The 17182-nt window shown below is 32.1% G+C and carries 22 protein-coding genes; 18 read left to right on the forward strand and 4 right to left on the reverse strand.

What is annotated here, in order from left to right:
- Window positions 1-13: 13 nt before the first annotated feature.
- The 14 genes from G8C41_RS03820 (at window position 14) to G8C41_RS03885 (ending at window position 12405) form a co-directional block, all read left to right on the forward strand.
- Window positions 14-1045 (forward strand): hypothetical protein, encoded by a 1032-nt coding sequence (locus G8C41_RS03820; RefSeq protein WP_166006175.1) that lies wholly within the window; start codon window positions 14-16, stop codon window positions 1043-1045.
- Window positions 1046-1191: 146 nt separating this feature from the next.
- Complete coding sequence (locus tag G8C41_RS03825; protein WP_166006176.1) at window positions 1192-1809, forward strand: hypothetical protein; 618 nt, start codon at window positions 1192-1194, stop codon at window positions 1807-1809.
- A gap of 10 nt (window positions 1810-1819) precedes the next feature.
- Window positions 1820-2383 (forward strand): hypothetical protein, encoded by a 564-nt coding sequence (locus tag G8C41_RS03830; protein ID WP_166006177.1) that lies wholly within the window; start codon window positions 1820-1822, stop codon window positions 2381-2383.
- A gap of 1 nt (window position 2384) precedes the next feature.
- Window positions 2385-3488 carry a major capsid protein gene (locus G8C41_RS03835; RefSeq protein ID WP_166006178.1) on the forward strand — a complete coding sequence of 368 codons (1104 nt, stop codon included), beginning with the start codon at window positions 2385-2387 and terminating at the stop codon, window positions 3486-3488.
- A gap of 12 nt (window positions 3489-3500) precedes the next feature.
- A complete protein-coding gene (locus G8C41_RS03840) occupies window positions 3501-3821 on the forward strand; it encodes a DUF6706 family protein (protein WP_105297646.1) in 321 nt (106 codons plus the stop codon).
- Window positions 3815-4138: a hypothetical protein gene (locus tag G8C41_RS03845; RefSeq protein ID WP_105297645.1), complete on the forward strand. Its 324-nt coding sequence runs from the start codon at window positions 3815-3817 to the stop codon at window positions 4136-4138. The genes G8C41_RS03840 and G8C41_RS03845 overlap by 7 nt, the downstream gene beginning before the upstream one ends.
- Window positions 4129-4587: a hypothetical protein gene (locus tag G8C41_RS03850; protein WP_105297644.1), complete on the forward strand. Its 459-nt coding sequence runs from the start codon at window positions 4129-4131 to the stop codon at window positions 4585-4587. Before G8C41_RS03845 ends, G8C41_RS03850 begins: the two co-directional genes overlap by 10 nt.
- Entirely contained in the window at window positions 4584-4997 is a 414-nt protein-coding gene (locus tag G8C41_RS03855) for a hypothetical protein (protein WP_105297643.1), read from the forward strand. The genes G8C41_RS03850 and G8C41_RS03855 overlap by 4 nt, the downstream gene beginning before the upstream one ends.
- A gap of 11 nt (window positions 4998-5008) precedes the next feature.
- On the forward strand, window positions 5009-5746 hold the full coding sequence (locus G8C41_RS03860) for a hypothetical protein (protein WP_166006179.1): 738 nt from the start codon (window positions 5009-5011) through the stop codon (window positions 5744-5746).
- Window positions 5747-5824: 78 nt separating this feature from the next.
- Window positions 5825-6379 (forward strand): hypothetical protein, encoded by a 555-nt coding sequence (locus tag G8C41_RS03865; protein WP_166006180.1) that lies wholly within the window; start codon window positions 5825-5827, stop codon window positions 6377-6379.
- A gap of 59 nt (window positions 6380-6438) precedes the next feature.
- A complete protein-coding gene (locus G8C41_RS03870) occupies window positions 6439-6618 on the forward strand; it encodes a hypothetical protein (protein ID WP_166006181.1) in 180 nt (59 codons plus the stop codon).
- On the forward strand, window positions 6615-11321 hold the full coding sequence (locus tag G8C41_RS03875) for a tape measure protein (protein WP_166006182.1): 4707 nt from the start codon (window positions 6615-6617) through the stop codon (window positions 11319-11321). The genes G8C41_RS03870 and G8C41_RS03875 overlap by 4 nt, the downstream gene beginning before the upstream one ends.
- A gap of 9 nt (window positions 11322-11330) precedes the next feature.
- Entirely contained in the window at window positions 11331-11771 is a 441-nt protein-coding gene (locus G8C41_RS03880) for a hypothetical protein (RefSeq protein ID WP_166006183.1), read from the forward strand.
- 31 nt (window positions 11772-11802) lie between these two features.
- On the forward strand, window positions 11803-12405 hold the full coding sequence (locus tag G8C41_RS03885; protein ID WP_166006184.1) for a DUF4468 domain-containing protein: 603 nt from the start codon (window positions 11803-11805) through the stop codon (window positions 12403-12405).
- Between the two features lie 73 nt (window positions 12406-12478).
- On the opposite strand, the gene G8C41_RS03890 is transcribed toward G8C41_RS03885, so the two are convergent.
- The 3 genes from G8C41_RS03890 to G8C41_RS03900 all read right to left on the reverse strand — a co-directional run bounded on the left by G8C41_RS03890 (window position 12479) and on the right by G8C41_RS03900 (window position 14242).
- Window positions 12479-13090: a phosphoribosyltransferase gene (locus tag G8C41_RS03890; RefSeq protein WP_166006185.1), complete on the reverse strand. Its 612-nt coding sequence runs from the start codon at window positions 13088-13090 to the stop codon at window positions 12479-12481.
- Complete coding sequence (locus tag G8C41_RS03895) at window positions 13080-13751, reverse strand: DNA-processing protein DprA (RefSeq protein WP_166006186.1); 672 nt, start codon at window positions 13749-13751, stop codon at window positions 13080-13082. Before G8C41_RS03895 ends, G8C41_RS03890 begins: the two co-directional genes overlap by 11 nt.
- Window positions 13752-13945: 194 nt before the next feature.
- Complete coding sequence (locus G8C41_RS03900) at window positions 13946-14242, reverse strand: helix-turn-helix domain-containing protein (RefSeq protein WP_166006187.1); 297 nt, start codon at window positions 14240-14242, stop codon at window positions 13946-13948.
- A 167-nt stretch (window positions 14243-14409) separates the two neighbouring features.
- On the opposite strand from G8C41_RS03900, the gene G8C41_RS03905 reads away from it, so the two are divergent.
- Together G8C41_RS03905 and G8C41_RS10220 are read left to right on the forward strand one after the other, a co-directional pair.
- Window positions 14410-14721, forward strand: a complete 312-nt coding sequence (locus G8C41_RS03905; RefSeq protein WP_105297634.1) for an SH3 beta-barrel fold-containing protein — start codon at window positions 14410-14412, stop codon at window positions 14719-14721.
- A 2-nt stretch (window positions 14722-14723) separates the two neighbouring features.
- Window positions 14724-15209, forward strand: a complete 486-nt coding sequence (locus G8C41_RS10220; RefSeq protein WP_410488975.1) for a Rha family transcriptional regulator — start codon at window positions 14724-14726, stop codon at window positions 15207-15209.
- On the opposite strand, the gene G8C41_RS03915 is transcribed toward G8C41_RS10220, so the two are convergent.
- On the reverse strand, window positions 15143-15454 hold the full coding sequence (locus G8C41_RS03915) for a helix-turn-helix domain-containing protein (protein ID WP_166006189.1): 312 nt from the start codon (window positions 15452-15454) through the stop codon (window positions 15143-15145). The genes G8C41_RS10220 and G8C41_RS03915 overlap by 67 nt on opposite strands.
- A 249-nt stretch (window positions 15455-15703) precedes the next feature.
- Here G8C41_RS03915 and G8C41_RS03920 point away from each other — a divergent pair, with 249 nt between their 5' ends.
- Window positions 15704-16480 carry a phage antirepressor KilAC domain-containing protein gene (locus G8C41_RS03920; RefSeq protein WP_166006190.1) on the forward strand — a complete coding sequence of 259 codons (777 nt, stop codon included), beginning with the start codon at window positions 15704-15706 and terminating at the stop codon, window positions 16478-16480.
- Between the two features lie 341 nt (window positions 16481-16821).
- Complete coding sequence (locus G8C41_RS03925; RefSeq protein ID WP_166006191.1) at window positions 16822-17142, forward strand: hypothetical protein; 321 nt, start codon at window positions 16822-16824, stop codon at window positions 17140-17142.
- Window positions 17143-17182: the final 40 nt, after the last annotated feature.

Here is a 17182-nt window from a genome sequence, read left to right on the forward strand (position 1 = left end):
GGTAAGAAGTAAAATGCTTGACGATGCCCATAAAAGAGTAGATGAGTATACCATTCAGATTGAAAAACTCTATGAAAAATATACAGATCTTTTAATTGAACTAATACTAATTCATAGAATTACCTTACATAAAAAAGCATTTACTTTTTATGATTATCCGTTTGCTGAATTGGTAAAGAATATACTACGAAATATGTATTCAGAATTATATTCCTCATTGAAAGTTTCAATTACTAAGGAATGGAACCTGTCCAATACTAAAAATGACGAGTTAGTAAAAAAAATAAAAATAATCAAGAACAAGGATAAGTTTTTGAAAAGAAATGATGCCCCCTTACATGCTTTTTTTGAACGCAAAAGATACGGTTTAAACTTGTCCGATAGAGTTTGGAAATTAACCACTCAACACAAAAAGGAGTTAGAATTGTGCATAGACGCTTGTTTGCGTAGTGGACAATCTGCACATTTATTGAGCATCGGTATAAAAAAATATCTTAACGAACCGGACAGGCTTTTTCGGAGAATTAAAAATCAAAACAACAAATTAACTTTATCAAAAGCAGCGAAAGAATATGCGCCGGGGAGAGGAGTTTATCGAAGCAGTAAAAAAAATGCCTTACGCCTGGCAAGAACTGAAATTAATATTGCATACAAAACTGCAGATATTGAAAGATGGCAAGATATGCCCTTTGTCGTGGGCTATGAAATAAAAAGAAGCAAAAACCCGTATCCCTGTAAAATATGCGATTCATTAAAGGGTAAATACCCTAAATATTTTCAATTTGTAGGGTGGCACCCACAATGTTTATGCAGTATGCTTCCAATTTTAATGACACATGAAGAAATGCTTAAACTTAACAACTATACGTTGCGTGGAAAAGAGCTTGACTGGAAAAGTGTAAATGAAGTGGAAGAGTTGCCTTCAAACTTTTTACTTTGGTTAAGCGAAAATCTTAAAAGAATTAATACAGCAAAGTCTCTACCTTATTTTATTAGAGACAATAAAGATATTTTACCTATAAAGCCCATTTTCCAAAACCTGTGATTAATTAGTTTTTAACCTTCTTTTATATTCCTGTATGCTACAGGAAAGACTCTTGTTTTTTTATAGTAATTATTTAGTAATTACCCATTTAAATCAAGCGATGCGCTCATGCCGTAATGTATTTTTGTGCTACAAAATATTTTGTAATGAAAGAAAAAATAAAAACAGCGCTAAAAACTAAATATAAAAATTTAGGGTTTGGAGAAAAAGCATTTAACGGGATGGCTAGTTATTTAGCTGATAACGTAACAGTAGAGGGAGATATTGATACCGCTATCTCAGGGGTTGAAAATCTTCTTAAAGCATTTCAAGGAGAAGTAGATACGGTTCGTCAGGAAAAGTCCCTACTACAAAACAAACTTGCTGAACTTGAAGGCTTAAAAAATAAACAGGAACACGGTAACGAATCTAATTTATCGGGGGCACCGAATTGGTTTCTTGATTTCAAAAAGGCAAATGATCAACTTATTGCCGGTATTGCTGAACAAAATAAAAAATTATTAGAAGAGCAAGGAAAGGAAAAAAGGCAGCAGCTTATTACTAAATATGTTAAAGAAATGGAAATACCGGAAGGACGCATGATCGGTGTTAAAATTGACGATCATCTGAAAGAGGATGAAATAAAACAATTACTTTCTGAAATTAAGCAATCTACAATAAATCTAGAAGTACCTACCAAAAAAACGGGACTTCAAGTAACCAATGATGCAATGTTAGCTCAAGAAGAAAAAGATTTCGTAGCAAGTTTGCCGAATAAATCATAATAATAAAAAAATGGGAGTAAATTTTAAAGAAACAAAATATGCAGGCAGTAAGCAGCCTTTTTGGCGTGGAGAAAGTAAAGTGCTGCCCGCGGGGTTCAATATCACTAATAAATTACCAATAGGGACTTTTATTCCTCGTGGATCTTTTGTTAAAGTTGATTTTGACAAATTAGAAGCTACAATTATCAAATACGTGGTTATAGTGGGTGGTGGAACCGCTTCTAAGCCCAGAATACCTAAAGGGTCCTTGCTATGTAAAGGAGATGTTGTCATGAAAAGTGGAGGAGAAGAGGTGAAAATTACCGAAATTGATACTGATGATACCACGTTTGACACGATTACATTATCAAAACCGATTCAGGATTTAAAAGAAGGCGATATACTATATGATCCTACTAATATCCCAGAATTTGTTGTTGAGTCCGACAAAACAGTAGACGACATTAAAGACACAACCGTAAGTATTTCGTATGAAGCGGTTATCCTTAAAAGCGTGTTGGGATCCTTTCCTGAGGAATGGAAAGAGGGCCATTATCTAAAAAAGAATCATAATATTTTATTTATAAATCAATAATATGCCACCAATTTTATATAGCTCTATATTTAAAGAATTAACTAAAAGAGTACAATTACGCATTGACGAAGCTTCACGACAAAATAAATTGTTGTTTGACGCACCTGTTTACGAGAATTATATGACGTGGGATATTCCTACTACCGCTTATAACTTTGAAGAAATCATAGGTAAATATAATTTATCGATTGCCGCTGCTACTATAGATGAGAATGCTAAAGAGCCGATTCGAGGACCTCAAGGTTTGAGTACAATTAGTGCAAAAAATCTTACACATGCTCATTCTATTCCGTTGCCTGTACAAGAATACAGAAAGATATTAGAATTGCTAAACAGTAGTTTTTTACCCGATCAGAAAAAAAAGCAAGAATTAATGCAAATCATGTTTGGTGCTGTTAAAAACGCAGTGGAAGGGGTTCAAGCAAAACTTGACATGATATTTTTAGGAGCATTATCCAATGAAGGAATTTATAATTTAAATGCAGATAATAACCCTGAAGGGATTAAAACGAGTATCAATTATCAGATGCCTGACTCCAACAAAGGAGTTGCAACCATAGAGTGGGTACAATCTAATATAGATACGGTGGATCCTTTTGAAGATATTCAGAGTATAGTGGATGCCGCCCAAAATATAAAACTTTCTGAAATATGGATTTCTCAAGCAAAACTTAGTTTTATTACGAAAGCTAAAAAATTAAAGCAAGTTATTTTTGGTACGGATAAAAGTAACAGTCCGATTTTATTAAGTCAGTTAAATTCATTTATGGAGAGTAATGAATTGCCGAAGTTTAAAGTGATCCGTCGTCAAACAAATGTACGTTTACCGGACGGGTCATTAAAAACAATCAGTCCTTTTAACGGTAAAAACTTGGTATTTGTGCCTGAAGGTAATTTAGGTGTTATTAAAAATTCATACACAGATAACGAATTAAGACCGGAAGATGGCATAACATATTCTAATTACGGACGCATTCGAATTGCACAATGGGGAGTTGGTGAAAGGCAAAATTCAAATCAAACCGATTTTATTAAAGCAGAAACCATAGCCTTACCGGTATTTAATTCAATCAATGGGATATTTAGTTTAAAAACCGAAAAATAGTTAGATAATCCCATGACTTACAAAGAATACTTATTAGCAACGTTAGCTCCATTTGGAGTTGAGATTGCAACCGTTGATTTAATCATAATAAATCAAAAACTTTCACCCGATAAAGAAGTAAAGACCGAAGAAGATGTGTTGCTTTTGAAAAAAACACTCTTTAAAGAATTCAGCATATATCTTCCGAAGCAAAAAACTTTGTCTGAGGGGGGGTATTCCATTTCTTGGGACATGGAAGCAATACGGTTGTGGTATTCTTCATTAGCAAAAGAATTAGGCGAAGACGATACGTTTTTTACAAGTTCAACAATAAGTGCTGTCCATTTATGGTAATGCAATATCCCTATAAATTAGAAATACTTGTAATTGCTGAGTCTATTCGGGATGGCAACGGTGATTACCAACCTCAAAAAACTGAATGGAAACATTATTGTTATTGCAGGGATGAAGCCGGAAACGGTAAAGTAATTAAAGGTGTAGATGGTGTTAATTATTTATATACGGCATTGATACAATGCCCAAAGGGTACAAAACAGGTGACTCAAGGAACGCTTATTAGAGTGATAGATGGAGAAGGATCCGTAAGGGTGCAGGAGTTGCCTGTGATGTATTCGCGAATGGATCAATTACATACAAGACTATGGGTTTAAAACCAGAATTTAATTTAGGCGAAATAAGGGCTAAATTTCATAAATACACTGAAAAGGTAGAAAGTATTCTTTTAATGAATTTAAGTTATTTAGGAGAACAAGCTGTAATTGAGGCAAGAAATAACGGGCGCTATAAAAACATAACCAATAACTTGCGTTCTTCCATAGGTTACCTGATTGTTAAAGATGGAAGCGTGGTTAAAAAACTAGGTTTTAACCGTCATGGTTTAGCAGAATACAATATGCAGGGAGCTGAAAAAGGCGAGAGTTTAGCGTTAAAATTAGCTGCAGAACAACCCAAAAACTCGTATTCATTAATAGTAGTAGCGGGGATGAACTATGCCGTATACGTGGAAAGTAAAGGGTATAATGTCCTTACTTCTTCTGAAGAATTAGTCAGACGGGAGCTTCCAAAAATGGTTACCAATCTAAACAAGTTAATAAGTTGAGAACCAATATAGATGTACTTGATTTAATTTTCAAGACAATACACTCTTTACAAGCCTGTTTAACCGGAGGAATTTATAAACTGCAACGTCCGGCAAACTCAAATAAAGAAGATATTGTTATTAACTCTTTAATACTTTCAACCGGAGACATACAAAAGGGGACATATAACCTTAATATTCATGTTCCTGATTTGGTAATAAAATACAAAAATCAAATACAAAACCAGCCAAATTTAAAAAGGCTGAACGAGTTAAATGAATTAGTAAGAAATAAAATAGATGAAATTTATAATGAGGATTACAACTTATATATAGTTTGGGAAAATACTCTTAAAGATGTGGATACCGCTAATAATCATTATATAAATATAAGAATTCAATTTATAAGTTATAAAGCATATTTTAAATAAAATAATAGAAAATGGCAACAGATAAGACAACAACCAGGGGACTTCAAAAAATAGAATTTGGAACCATTCCTACAGATGGAGGAATGACTAATCAGTGGTTCCGATTGGGATATACAAGACGAGAAACATTCACATTTAACAGTGAAGATGGAGATACAACGGATTTTTATTCAGAAGAATCAGATACGGCGATTGATTCAATAACAGTACCAGGAAAAGAGAGTTTTGAGTTTGATTTAATGAACTTTAATTTAGAAACGTTACAAAAACTTTTTGGTGGAACTATTAAAGGCACGGGAGACGAGGCCATTTATTGTGCACCAAATAAAATTGAAGCAAAAGAATGGAGCTGTAAAATCACTCCTGAAAAGGGATATATATTTGCTTATCCTAGAGTGTCCATAATGCCTAAATTATCCGGTTCTTTTACAAAAAACGAACTGATGCAAATACACTTAGTGTGTACAATACTTGAACCAACTAAAGAAGGTGTGCCTAAATGGCAAACACAGAAATTTATTAAACCCTTAATTAGGTTAGATTCAATTTTAAAAAGCACGGATTTAGGAAAGCTCAAGGACAATAACGCTGAGACCATTTTAAATCGAGTAAACGAATTAAACCCATTAGTAGATACTTCAAACGTTGAAGTTTCCAATATAACCAAAAATTCAGCCACAATTAGTGAAAAAGCAGGGGGAGGGTATATAGGCACGGTAAACGTTGGGTTTACAGTTTTAGCGCAATAAAATTTATAAAAAATAAAAAAATCATGTAAATAAGCCTATATAAACCCTACTATATAGGCTTTTTAACTATATACAACCATGGATATATCTCAAAAACTACAAGCAGAAAGACAAGAATACGATTTGCTGTTAAATCAAGGAGTTGAATTTTCAATTCCTGTGGAATATATAAAAAAAGAAAAGATTAAACGAGAGGGCCTATTTTCATTCTTACCCGCAACGTATAAAACAGTAAAAATAAGCAAAGAGAAAAAATTTGTTATAAAACAACCGGTATTAAAGGTCTTAGACAGGCTATCTAAAGAATATTTGAAGTTAGAATATGAAAATTCACTAGATAATGAAGATCAATTGCAGCTAAATAAAGCAGTTGTAACGTTAGTTAGAGAAAAGGCGATTGTCTTAGCAAAGATTGTTGCTATTGCCGTTCTGGGCATGGAATATACGAATGAAAAAAAATTGAAATATTATACAGGGCTTTTTTACCGCTCATTAACTCCTTCAAAACTGGTAGAGGTTGCGCTGTTGATTAATACTATAGGAAATTTAGTGGATTTTACCAACTCTATCAGATTACTTGCCCCGCTAAGGACAGCGATCCCGACTCCGATAGAGGAAAACAAAGAGGCTTAAAATCTTTATACGGGATAAGGGGAGAAATTAAAAAAAACTTTGGGTTTACATGGAAAGAAATGAACGAGGTTATTCCATGGCCAATCATTCAACGAATGATGATAGACGCTTCAAATTATGAATACGACACAAACGACTCAAAGACTCCGTCTACCTCTCAATCTAACAAGGTGTCCTATCAAACGGATGAGGATATTATAAATTATATGCTAAATCAACAAAATAAAAATCTAAAATGAACAATAACGAAGGAGCTTTAAATTTTTCGGCTGAAATTGATCTAAGCCTTATAAAAAAAGCGATAAAACAGGGAGAAGATTTAATTAAAAATTTTTCCAATAATGCCGTGGATGATTTTTCTAAATTAGATACTGCAGTTGTAAATTCCGGTAAAAGGTTAGAATATTTAATACAAAAAAATGCTTCCAAATACGGGGTAAATTTAAATAAATTAATCCTTCCTGCCCCCGGAAACAGTGTGAGTAACGAAATGGTTAAGCAGCGGGTTATTATGGAAGAAGCCAAAAGAAATATTAAAGAGTTGTATAAGGAGATCGAGAGCTTTAAATATCAACAAAAAACTTTTGGCGAAGGGTCCAAAAAATGGAACGAACTAAAAAACAGAATTATCGATGCTAAGTCTGCTGTAACCGCATATTCAACAGAATTAGAGACGGCGAAGCAAAAAATAAAAGATTTATCTTCCAATAAACCTGTTAAAGCAACCATTCAGGGTATCGATAAAACTAAAAAAGATGTTGAAAATTTATCTAGTACCGTTAAAGATGAAACCTCTAAAATGAACGGGTATTTTAAATCTCTATCCACAGGGGTTGCCGCTTATTTTTCGCTAACAGCCTTAAAAGGCTTTACCAACCAATTAATAAAAGTTAGGGGAGAGTTTCAACAAAACCAAATAGCATTTGAAGTTATGCTTCAAAGCAAGGCAAAGGCCGACCAATTAATGGGCGAATTGGTAAGTTTTGCTTCCGAATCTCCTTTTGGGTTGCAATCTTCCGCAAAAGCCGCAAAACAGCTGTTAGCTTATGGGAGTGCCGCACATGAAGTGCGCAATGAACTCAAAATGTTAGGGGATGTTGCATCAGGGGTGTCTCAACCAATCGGAGACCTGGCGTATTTATACGGTACGTTGAGGACACAAGGAAGAGCGTATGCGGTAGACATCAGGCAATTTGCGGGGAGGGGTATCCCTATTTACGAGGAATTAGCTAAGGTCCTAAAAGTTAATACCAACCAAATAAACGAAATGGTTGAAGCCGGAAAAGTAGGATTTCCTGAGGTTCAAAAAGCGCTTAAAAATATGACTTCAGAGGGCGGAAAATTCCATAACTTGATGATCAAACAAACGGAATCATTGGTTGGACTACGGGAAAAACTATCTGATGCGGTAGATGTTGCATTAAATGATATAGGCACAAAAACACAAAGTATACTTTCAGGAGGAATTTCGGCCGCTGCTTTTTTAGTTGAAAACTATGAAGCATTAGTTAAAGTTTTAACTACACTTATCAGTACTTACGGGGCTTATCGCGCCGCATTAATGCTCGATAATACACTTCAAAAAGCCAAAGATACTACAACTATGATTGCAAACGTAGTTAATCTGTCCAGGGTCACTCAAGGATTGACTGTAGTTTCAAAGTCCCGAGCGGTAGCCTTAGCGGCTGAAACCGTGGCCCAAAAAGCTTTAAATGCCGCGTTGATTACTCATCCTTTTGTGTTAATTACCACCACTATTGTCGGATTAACCGCTACTATGTGGGCCTTGCATGACAGCACTAACGCTCAAGAAGAAGCGCAAAAAAAATTAAATGCTCGATTGGAAGAAGGACAAAAAAGAAGAGAAAATACCTCAAGATGGGTAGATACGATCAATTCACAAACAAACTCCATTTATGCTCAAGTAGAAGCTTTCAATAAATTAAAAGCCTTATACCCCGACTATTTACGAAACTTAGATCTTCATGCTTTTAAAGCCAAAAGTGCGGCAGAGCAACAAAAGATTTTAAATAAAGCCATGGATGATGCCGATGTTAAGATAAACACGAAAGGCATTGAAGAAGTGGAAAACAAAATTAAAGAATTAAGAGAACGTTATGAAAGAACGGTAAAAGACGACAAAAATGTATTTGAAATTATTCATGTAACCAAATTACTTGCGGCTCAAGAAGAAGAATTAAAATTACTTAAAGAGCAAAAAAAACTTAACGAGCAAAACGCCAAAGAGGCTGCGTATCAAGAATTATCGGAAAAAGAGAAAATTAAATACCTTGAAGAGCAAAAGAAAATTTTAACAGACCAGGCATTGGCTATTTTGGATAATCAAAATGTATTGAATAAAGAGAATTTATCGCATGAAAAAAAGATATCATTAGTAAAACAAGGGACTGAGGGCCTGTTGAAACAAAAAAAATTAATTATTGAAACTAAAGACGAGGTAGATAAACTAGGAAATTCATTTTCGGTTATTCCTTCTTATTTATCACCCATCAATTATGCTTTAAAAAATAAATTAGAAGAGATAAGCGGTGTCGACGTAAAATTATTAGCTCTTAAATCACCGGCAGCAACTAAAAATAAGGAATATTGGAAAAAAAGAGAAGAAGAGTACACCAAATTACTGGAAGCGTTGCCATCTTCGGGCAGGACCACCAATCAAGAAAAAGACTTTAAAGAATACACCCAACTGATCAAAGAAGCACGAAAAGAGTTAGATAAATACAATATTTCCGTTGAAAAATCATCCAAAAGAAAGACTAAAACTAAAAAAGAAGAATATCCTTACGGATCTTTAAAATATTGGGAAGAGGTATCCAGGAAAATTGATGACATTATATCAAAAACAGCGTATGAAGAAAAAAACAAGGAGTTTATTAAAAAGCTTTCCGACAAAAAGATAGAAGCAGATCAAAAAGTGGAAGAGATCCGTTTCAATCTGGCAATACGGGGCTTTGATGAAGAATTGACCTATAAGAGTCAACAATATTCTAATTACTATAAATGGATCGAGAATTTGGGTAAAGATTCTGCCGATAAGCAATTTTCCGATTTACTAAAAAACGGGAATACATTTTTAGAATATTTAGAAAAACAAAAAGCCAATATCGTAAATAAGGGAGACCAATTAACTTTAGTTGAAGGCAATCAACTATCCGTCCTTATGGACAGAATTAATGAAATTAAAGGTATAAAATCATCCTTTGAGCAACTAAAGGACAGTATAGCCCGAGCAAAAGATGAAAGCCGGTCCTTGTTTGAATATGTGGAAAAAATTGCAGAATTCAAACAAAAATTGAATGAAGGAGCGATTAATATTTTTGGTGAGCAAAAAAATGAAGCGTTTAATTTCCTCAATCAAGAATCCGAAAAAACACAGCAGGATATTTTAAATAAATTATTGGCAAATTTCAAAACTTTTGAAACTCAACGAAAAGAAATAGTTGAAGAAGCCGAGAAAAATATATTGCTTGCAAGAGAAAAAGGATATTTAGAATTGATTCCTCTCATAGAAAAGACTAAAGACAAACTTATCGGAGAATTAGACGCCTCGGAAATACAAGGTTCTGATGTTTGGCAAAATCTATTTGACGGGATGGGCGATGTGTCTTTAGAGGTGTTTAAGAAAAGCACGAAGAAGATGAAAGAAATGATCGCCAATATTAGTGATGAAGGAATTAAAAAGAATCTAACCAACCAATTAGACGATTACGAAGCCTCTATTTCTTCTCCTTTAACCAATCTTAGAAAGGCTATTAAAAAATACAAGGATGCCGAAGGTGATATGAATAAATCCAAGGCGCTTGATAAATTAAAAAAAGCGTATCAAGAGTTTGAAGAGAATGCAATAATGTCTTTAAAGGCAGTTTCCAACGGATTAAAGGATTTAGGCTATAATACCGAAGATTTAGATAAAGTCGTTAAAGGAATAGAAGGAGGAATGCAGGCTATTTCGGGTATATTAAATAAAAATCCGGCGCAAATAATAGGTGGAGCTATGGGACTGATCAGTACGCTTTCTGATGCCTTTGATCGCAAATCAAGAAAATTGCAAAGAAGAACGAAACAATTAAAATCTGAATTAGCCGAAATACAGCGGTTGTTCTCAAACATGGAACGAGAAGTAGGCAGGGCGGTAGGAGAGGATTATTACTCAACGCAACGGGATAAAATCCAAAATTTACAATCTCAACAACAAAAACTCAATGAGTTAATTGCTAATGAGCAAAAGAAAAAAAGCAAGAAACGTGATAACGGAGCGATTGAAGATTGGAAAAATCAAATAAATGAAATTAATAATCAAATCACCGACATTCAAAACAATATAGCAGAAACCCTCACCCAAACAAATTTTAAAGACGTGGCAAACCAATTGGCAGATGTTTTTACGACTGCTTTTTCAGAGGGTAAGGATGCGGCCAAAGATTTTGAAAAGACGTTTAAGCAGGTCATTGCTAATTCCGTTAAAAACGCGCTTAAATTGCGCATATTAGAACCGGTAACCGACAAATTTGTCAAGGATATGTCTGACTATATGGGTAATAATAACAATTCCTTATCAGGGTTTGATTTTGATAAATGGAAAAACCGGTTGAGCGAGGCGGGAAATAGTTTTACTAATGCACTTACGGAGTTTGAAAATTTTTTTAAAAACATTAACTCTGCAGATATGGATCCTCTCTCAGGAGCTATTAAAGGAGTGAGTGAAGATACGGCAAATTTAATTGCCGGACAGTTGAATGCCATTCGCATGAATCAATTAAATTCTTTTAATTTATTGAGAGATCAACTTACTTTGATGAGTAAAATTGAAATGAACACCTTTAAATTAAATTCCATGGAAAAAATGATGAGTGACATGGTACAATATATTAAATCTAATTCGGGACTGGACAGCGCCCGAGCAAAAGGATTATTCTATTAAATAAAAAAAATGGATAATAGACAAATAAAAAATATCATGCTAAAAATGGGAGGGCATTGTGAAGATTCATTAAACGATCTTGAGAATGCCCGGACCGTTAGAGAATTGACCCACGTTTTATTCGATTATATTAAACCTTGTATGGAAAAAGATTTTCCTACTTATGAAATTATGGAACATTTTAAGTTGAAAGGTGAGCCTTACGGGGTTTATGTAGGCAGCAGGGGGGTATTTGAAGCTCAAGAACAAAACATTCTTTACGGAGATTCAACGATCACTTTACATGTCAAGCCGTATGATGTGGTAAGGATCTATTTAAAGCATATTGCTCATGTAGATCTGTCGGTAGGAGAGAATGCCATAGTACTACTATATAAATTCGACCAATCTACTTTTAAAATAATCAATGGAGATGAAAATAATATTTTTATTAGAGATAAAATAAAGTAAATTTTATATATTTGAGGGCAAAATTAATTATATGAAAAAGATCTTTTTAGTTTTATTTATTTTAATTTATACATTTTCTTTTGGACAGAGCGCAAAAGAGATGCTTAAAGAAATACAAGGTAAATGGAGTTTAGACGATAATAATAATGTTACCGTTGTTAGAATTATTGAAGTGCCAAATATGAGTAAAGATGAAATCTTCCAAAGGGCATTGAATTATTTTACATATAATTATGTAAGTGGAAAATCAGTAATTCAGACCCAAGATAAAGAATCTGGAGTAATTGTTGGCAAAGGGCTATATGAGAATGTACATAAGGGGATCAATGTGTTCAAGATGAAAGTTAGTGCATGGCATATATTGAGGGTTGATGTTAAAGAAGGTAAAGCAAGAGCGATTGTAACACTTTTACAATATGAAAAAGAGATGATAGTTAGTGGAAATTCGTTGCCAAATTATTCAACGTCCTTTATTGCCCAAGAATATCCAATCAATCCTAAAGGTGCAAATAAAACAATTATGGGTAAAGCTTTTTATAAAACTTTCAAAAAAGCCAATGCTACATTAGAAAACTTAGAAAAAACTATTAAAGAAGGTTCTACATCAAAAGATATAGAAAATTCCGATTGGTAAATTTTAATTTTTTGTGACACCTCATAAACATAGAATTTTAATCCGTTAATTTTTTAGCGGATTTTTTTATATTTTAATCTGGAAGAATAACTTTGTTATATGTGGATAATATCATGGTTCCTTTTTGTGGATCGACTAAAAGGTCTTTGTTGTTATTCAAACTTCGGGTTCTAAAAACACAAAATATTTTTATTATATGTTCTGGATATTGTTCTTTTAATTTTATAGCACATGCCATAGATGTACGGCCTAAAGTTAAAACATCATCTATTAATATTATGTTTGGTTTAGTTATAAGCATAGGGGTAACAGCTAAGCTATCTAAATGCGTCTGTACGCTATTTCTTAATTCTGCTGTATATTGACTACTTGATTTTGGAATAACTTTTATTCTTTTTAGGCAAGTTATAACATCAGAAGAAAGATTTTTTTTTACTAAATTTTCAGCTATCACTCTTGATGGGAAAACTCCATCCAAGACTAATGGAGCGCTTCTAGGAGTAGGTACTAAAATTGAATCTTTGAAAAATTCAGTATTTTTATTATTAATTATCGACTCAGCTAAATCAATACTAAATTTGGGTGACCCATTTTTACATAAGCCTAATAATCTTTTAGATTTTTCTGCATTTTTAGTTACCCCTCTAGGAGAATATACTAAGTATGTAAAAAAATCAAAATGCATATTCTTCTTTTGAGGTTAAATATGGTATTTCATCAATTAAATTTTCATAATTTTTATTGGTTAGAATTTCTGCACCATAGTCAAGCATTTCTTTGGCCCAAGTTACTTTACCATCTTTAATAATATTCTCCATTATAAAAAGATTTCTACCAAGTCTTAATGCCTCCCAACCTTGATGTTTTGTTCCGCTTTTTTCAGATGCTTCAATTATTATGGTTGCATCACTTATAAGAGCCATAGTCCTATTCCTTATAGGAAAATTTTTAGGGCTAATTGGATAACCTTCAGGGAATTGTGATAATAATAATTGTTCTGCAGCTATTCTATCTTGTATATGTTTGTTTTCTTTCGGGTAATATTTGTCAAGAGGTGTACCAATTACCGCAATTGTATTGCCATTATTATCCATAGCAGAAGAGTGAGCAAATGCATCTACCCCCTGTGCTAAACCACTAACAACAGTAATATTAGAATCAACTAAAAATTTTACAATTTTTTTTGTTCTTCTTATTCCTAAATCTGAAATATTTCGAGATCCAACAACCGATACACGTCGCCCTTTACTAAGTAAAGAAAAATTGCCTTTAAAATACAATTCTTTAGGGCTATTTTTTTTTTCAATATCTGTTAATTTGCTGAAATATTCTTTATAAGTATTCATTTAGTGTAAAAAAATTGCTTTAGGTAATATTCATTAATCAAAGTTACGAATTAAATAACGATTATAATATTTTCAATTTCTTTTTTTCTTTTTTCTTTTTCATTGTGTCTAACTATATCTAATTGTTGTTGATAGTTGGATAAATTCAATAAATTTTCTTTTCTAAAAGCTATTAAAAATTCTCTAATTATTCTTTAATAATCCTTTTCTTTTATTATAGCTAAAATTTTTTCCAACTCGTTAACTGTATTAGCTTTAAAAAATTCTCCTTTAAATTCTATTAGTGCGGTTAAGCCCTCTTCTTTGGTGTCATCAAATAAGTCTTTAACATCAACTCCTAAAACATCCGCTATTTTTTCTAATGATGCATAAGACGGTGATTTTAAAAGATTGGTTACATAGCTTCTATTATCTTTTCTTCCAAGTAATTCAGCAAGTTTAGCTTTATTTAAACCCTTTTGATGTAATACTTTTTCAATATTTAAGCCCATATCTTTAACTTGTTTTAACAAAAATAAACATATTTACCAATTAAGTTTTTTAATAATTAAACTTTAACATTATTTTAACAAAAATATTTTATTTTATATTTGTTTTGTAATATCAAAACTTTATATATTTGTTGTATAAAAATTACTAAACAACAAAAATTATAACCATGAAAACAATATTGAGTAAAATTATGAAAACGGCTTGGCAATTTTTCAAAACTACAGGTATAACATTTTCTGAATGCTTAAAAAAAGCATGGAGAAATTATAAGTTAATTAAAGAAATGAAAGAGGGGATAGTTAGATTTTATTTTCAAAAAGTAAATGGAGAAATAAGGGAAGCATGGGGAACACTTAATGAAAAATATCTGCCTCAAACAACAGGAACAGACAACAGGAAGAAAAACGATTTTCTACAAGTGTACTTTGATACAGAAAAGCAGGAGTTTAGAAGTTTTAAAAAATTAAATCTAATATGATTATGGAAACATTAGTAAAAATAGAAAATAGTCAAGCAGTAACTAATAGTTTGCTAGTCGCAGAAAAGTTCAATAAAAATCATCGTGATGTAATACGCTCTATTAGAGACTTATTATCATCTGCGCAAAATTGCGCTGTACTCCAAATGTCCTTAGAATCAAGTTATAAAGCATCAAATGGTAAGACAAACTCTATTTACATGATGAACCGCTATGGTTTTAGTTGTATAGTTAAACAGATAAAAAAAATATTTGTAAGAATTGAAAAATTTTATACATTTGTCATGCATAACACACATAATGTATTTGGAGGTAAAAAATCCCAAAAAATATTTAAGCCCGTACGAGCCGTTTGGAGCGGTGACATCTTATACCTTCAGTATGTGAGTTATGCAGCGTACGGGTTTTTAAATTTAACTACTTATATTTTATTATCTGATTTTCTTTTTTCACCATCAATATTTTCTAATAGATTTCTTAAATCTTGAATAGAATTTATTTTATGAACTTCTCCCATATACTCAATATATCCTGTTAAATCGTCATTATTATCAATAAATAGGTCAGAAATTTTTACACCTAAAGCATTTGATAAGGTTTCTAATGTTTCTAAAGAGTTTTTTTCTCCTTGTTTTATATAGTAATATATAGTTTGCCTATTCACATTTAATAATTCTGCTAGTTTTGATACTCCTTTTTCTTTAATTAATTTTTCTAATTGTAAAGTAATCATATTACATAATTATATACTACAAAAGTAGTAATATATATTACATTATAGGTTTAATTGTAGTATAAATATATTACTATTTAACAAATATTTAACATTTAGCATTTGTTATTGTAATATAATCGTTATACATTTGTAGTATAATAATTGACAAAAACACATAAGGATATGAGCAATACAGTAAAATTAAACAGGTATAAAAAAATAAACTTAGAATTATTTGAAACTCTTTAAATTAAATCTAATATAGTTATGGAAAATCAAATATTTATTTTTAATGGAAACAAGATTACATTTCAGTTTGGAAATGGTGATATCATGGTGAATGTAACAGAATTTGCAAAAGCATTTTCTAATAAAAATTTATCACAAATAATAAACTCAAAGGAAATAAAGGATTATATATCTGAATTGTCAGCTATACAAAATTATATAGCTTCTGATTTACTGATAGTTGAAAATGGAAGAGGTACATGGGCGCACCAAAGAGTTGCATTACGGATAGCTCAAAAATTATCAACTAAATTTTCTATTTGGGTAGATGAAAGAATAGAAGAACTATTAAGACACGGTCTTACGGCAACCCCTCAAAAGATAGACGAACTAATACAAAACCCTGATCTAGTTATAGGGTTAGCTACACAATTAAAGCAAGAAAGGCAACAAACTGAATATTTAAGACAACAATCCGAAAAACAAGAAAAAGAACTTCAAAAACAAGCGCCCAAAGTTGAGTATTACAACAACGTACTGAATTCTGAAAGTACTTATAATACAAATTTGATAGCCAAAGAGCTCGGAATGAGCGCAAGGACGTTAAACAAAATTTTAGCAGACAACAAAATACAGTATAAGCAAGCGGGCGTATGGGTTTTGAACCATAAGTTTCAAGACAAAGGATTTACGAAAACCAAAACTACCCTGTACAAAGGTAGTGACGGGATTGAACGGACGTGTATGTTAACGGTATGGACGGAAAAAGGCAGGGAGTTTATACATCACCAAATTTCTACTTTAAAAACAGCATAATTTAAACTTACTTTTAATTTTTAATAAAAATACTTTAAAAATGAACGAAAACGAGCTATATAAAATCATATTGTACCTTAATAAAAAAGGCACTATATCAAATGAAAAATTTAACTGGTTAAAAAATAATAATACAATAATTTTAGAATTATTAATCTTTTCAATGGGTTATTATGAAAAAGTACTTTCAAAAAATCAAAATTCCAACTTTCATGATTGGAAACAAGTTGATACGTACAAAATGAGTAGTTATTTTTTAAAAAACAGCTTTAATAATTTAAATTAATTAACTTTTGATGCCGGCAACTATAAGCAGTGGTATTCAATTAATAATCATAATCATGGAAAATAAAGAAATAGTACTAAAAATTTTTTCTGATGCAATAACCTGGATGCGTACCTCTTCAGCCATATACGCATTAATAAATCTGGGAAGAAACAACGAAATTGAATTTATGCCCAATAATCAATATAACGGATGCGATATAGCTTTGGACGTCATGAATATAAAGGATATCGATATGAGGGAACATATGATAGATGTCTTTGTAGATATAGTTTTTGATGCAAAAAATGATTTGTTAACTAGTAGGGACTTGGCAATCCAAATTTATGACTGTTGGTTGGAATATATTAAAGGGCTTTGCTTAAAGTTAGTCTAAACCTGATTAAATAGTAAAAATAACGAAAAGTGCAAGTTAA

This window comes from Apibacter sp. B3706 (assembly GCF_011082725.1).
In the GTDB taxonomy this organism is placed as follows: domain Bacteria; phylum Bacteroidota; class Bacteroidia; order Flavobacteriales; family Weeksellaceae; genus Apibacter.

Excerpts from the sequence above, each read along its gene's own strand:
- G8C41_RS03860 (WP_166006179.1), top strand. The coding sequence starts at position 5,009 with ATGGCAACAGATAAGACAACAACCAGGGGACTTCAAAAAATAGAATTT.
- G8C41_RS10220 (WP_410488975.1), top strand. The coding sequence starts at position 14,724 with ATGGAAACATTAGTAAAAATAGAAAATAGTCAAGCAGTAACTAATAGT.
- G8C41_RS03925 (WP_166006191.1), top strand. The coding sequence starts at position 16,822 with ATGGAAAATAAAGAAATAGTACTAAAAATTTTTTCTGATGCAATAACC.
- G8C41_RS03830 (WP_166006177.1), top strand. The coding sequence starts at position 1,820 with ATGGGAGTAAATTTTAAAGAAACAAAATATGCAGGCAGTAAGCAGCCT.
- G8C41_RS03890 (WP_166006185.1), bottom strand. The coding sequence starts at position 13,090 with ATGCATTTTGATTTTTTTACATACTTAGTATATTCTCCTAGAGGGGTA.
- G8C41_RS03915 (WP_166006189.1), bottom strand. The coding sequence starts at position 15,454 with ATGATTACTTTACAATTAGAAAAATTAATTAAAGAAAAAGGAGTATCA.
- G8C41_RS03865 (WP_166006180.1), top strand. The coding sequence starts at position 5,825 with ATGGATATATCTCAAAAACTACAAGCAGAAAGACAAGAATACGATTTG.
- G8C41_RS03820 (WP_166006175.1), top strand. The coding sequence starts at position 14 with ATGCTTGACGATGCCCATAAAAGAGTAGATGAGTATACCATTCAGATT.
- G8C41_RS03905 (WP_105297634.1), top strand. The coding sequence starts at position 14,410 with ATGAAAACAATATTGAGTAAAATTATGAAAACGGCTTGGCAATTTTTC.
- G8C41_RS03835 (WP_166006178.1), top strand. The coding sequence starts at position 2,385 with ATGCCACCAATTTTATATAGCTCTATATTTAAAGAATTAACTAAAAGA.
- G8C41_RS03880 (WP_166006183.1), top strand. The coding sequence starts at position 11,331 with ATGGATAATAGACAAATAAAAAATATCATGCTAAAAATGGGAGGGCAT.
- G8C41_RS03870 (WP_166006181.1), top strand. The coding sequence starts at position 6,439 with ATGAACGAGGTTATTCCATGGCCAATCATTCAACGAATGATGATAGAC.
- G8C41_RS03895 (WP_166006186.1), bottom strand. The coding sequence starts at position 13,751 with ATGAATACTTATAAAGAATATTTCAGCAAATTAACAGATATTGAAAAA.
- G8C41_RS03825 (WP_166006176.1), top strand. The coding sequence starts at position 1,192 with ATGAAAGAAAAAATAAAAACAGCGCTAAAAACTAAATATAAAAATTTA.
- G8C41_RS03900 (WP_166006187.1), bottom strand. The coding sequence starts at position 14,242 with ATGGGCTTAAATATTGAAAAAGTATTACATCAAAAGGGTTTAAATAAA.
- G8C41_RS03920 (WP_166006190.1), top strand. The coding sequence starts at position 15,704 with ATGGAAAATCAAATATTTATTTTTAATGGAAACAAGATTACATTTCAG.
- G8C41_RS03850 (WP_105297644.1), top strand. The coding sequence starts at position 4,129 with ATGGGTTTAAAACCAGAATTTAATTTAGGCGAAATAAGGGCTAAATTT.
- G8C41_RS03885 (WP_166006184.1), top strand. The coding sequence starts at position 11,803 with ATGAAAAAGATCTTTTTAGTTTTATTTATTTTAATTTATACATTTTCT.
- G8C41_RS03875 (WP_166006182.1), top strand. The coding sequence starts at position 6,615 with ATGAACAATAACGAAGGAGCTTTAAATTTTTCGGCTGAAATTGATCTA.
- G8C41_RS03845 (WP_105297645.1), top strand. The coding sequence starts at position 3,815 with ATGGTAATGCAATATCCCTATAAATTAGAAATACTTGTAATTGCTGAG.
- G8C41_RS03840 (WP_105297646.1), top strand. The coding sequence starts at position 3,501 with ATGACTTACAAAGAATACTTATTAGCAACGTTAGCTCCATTTGGAGTT.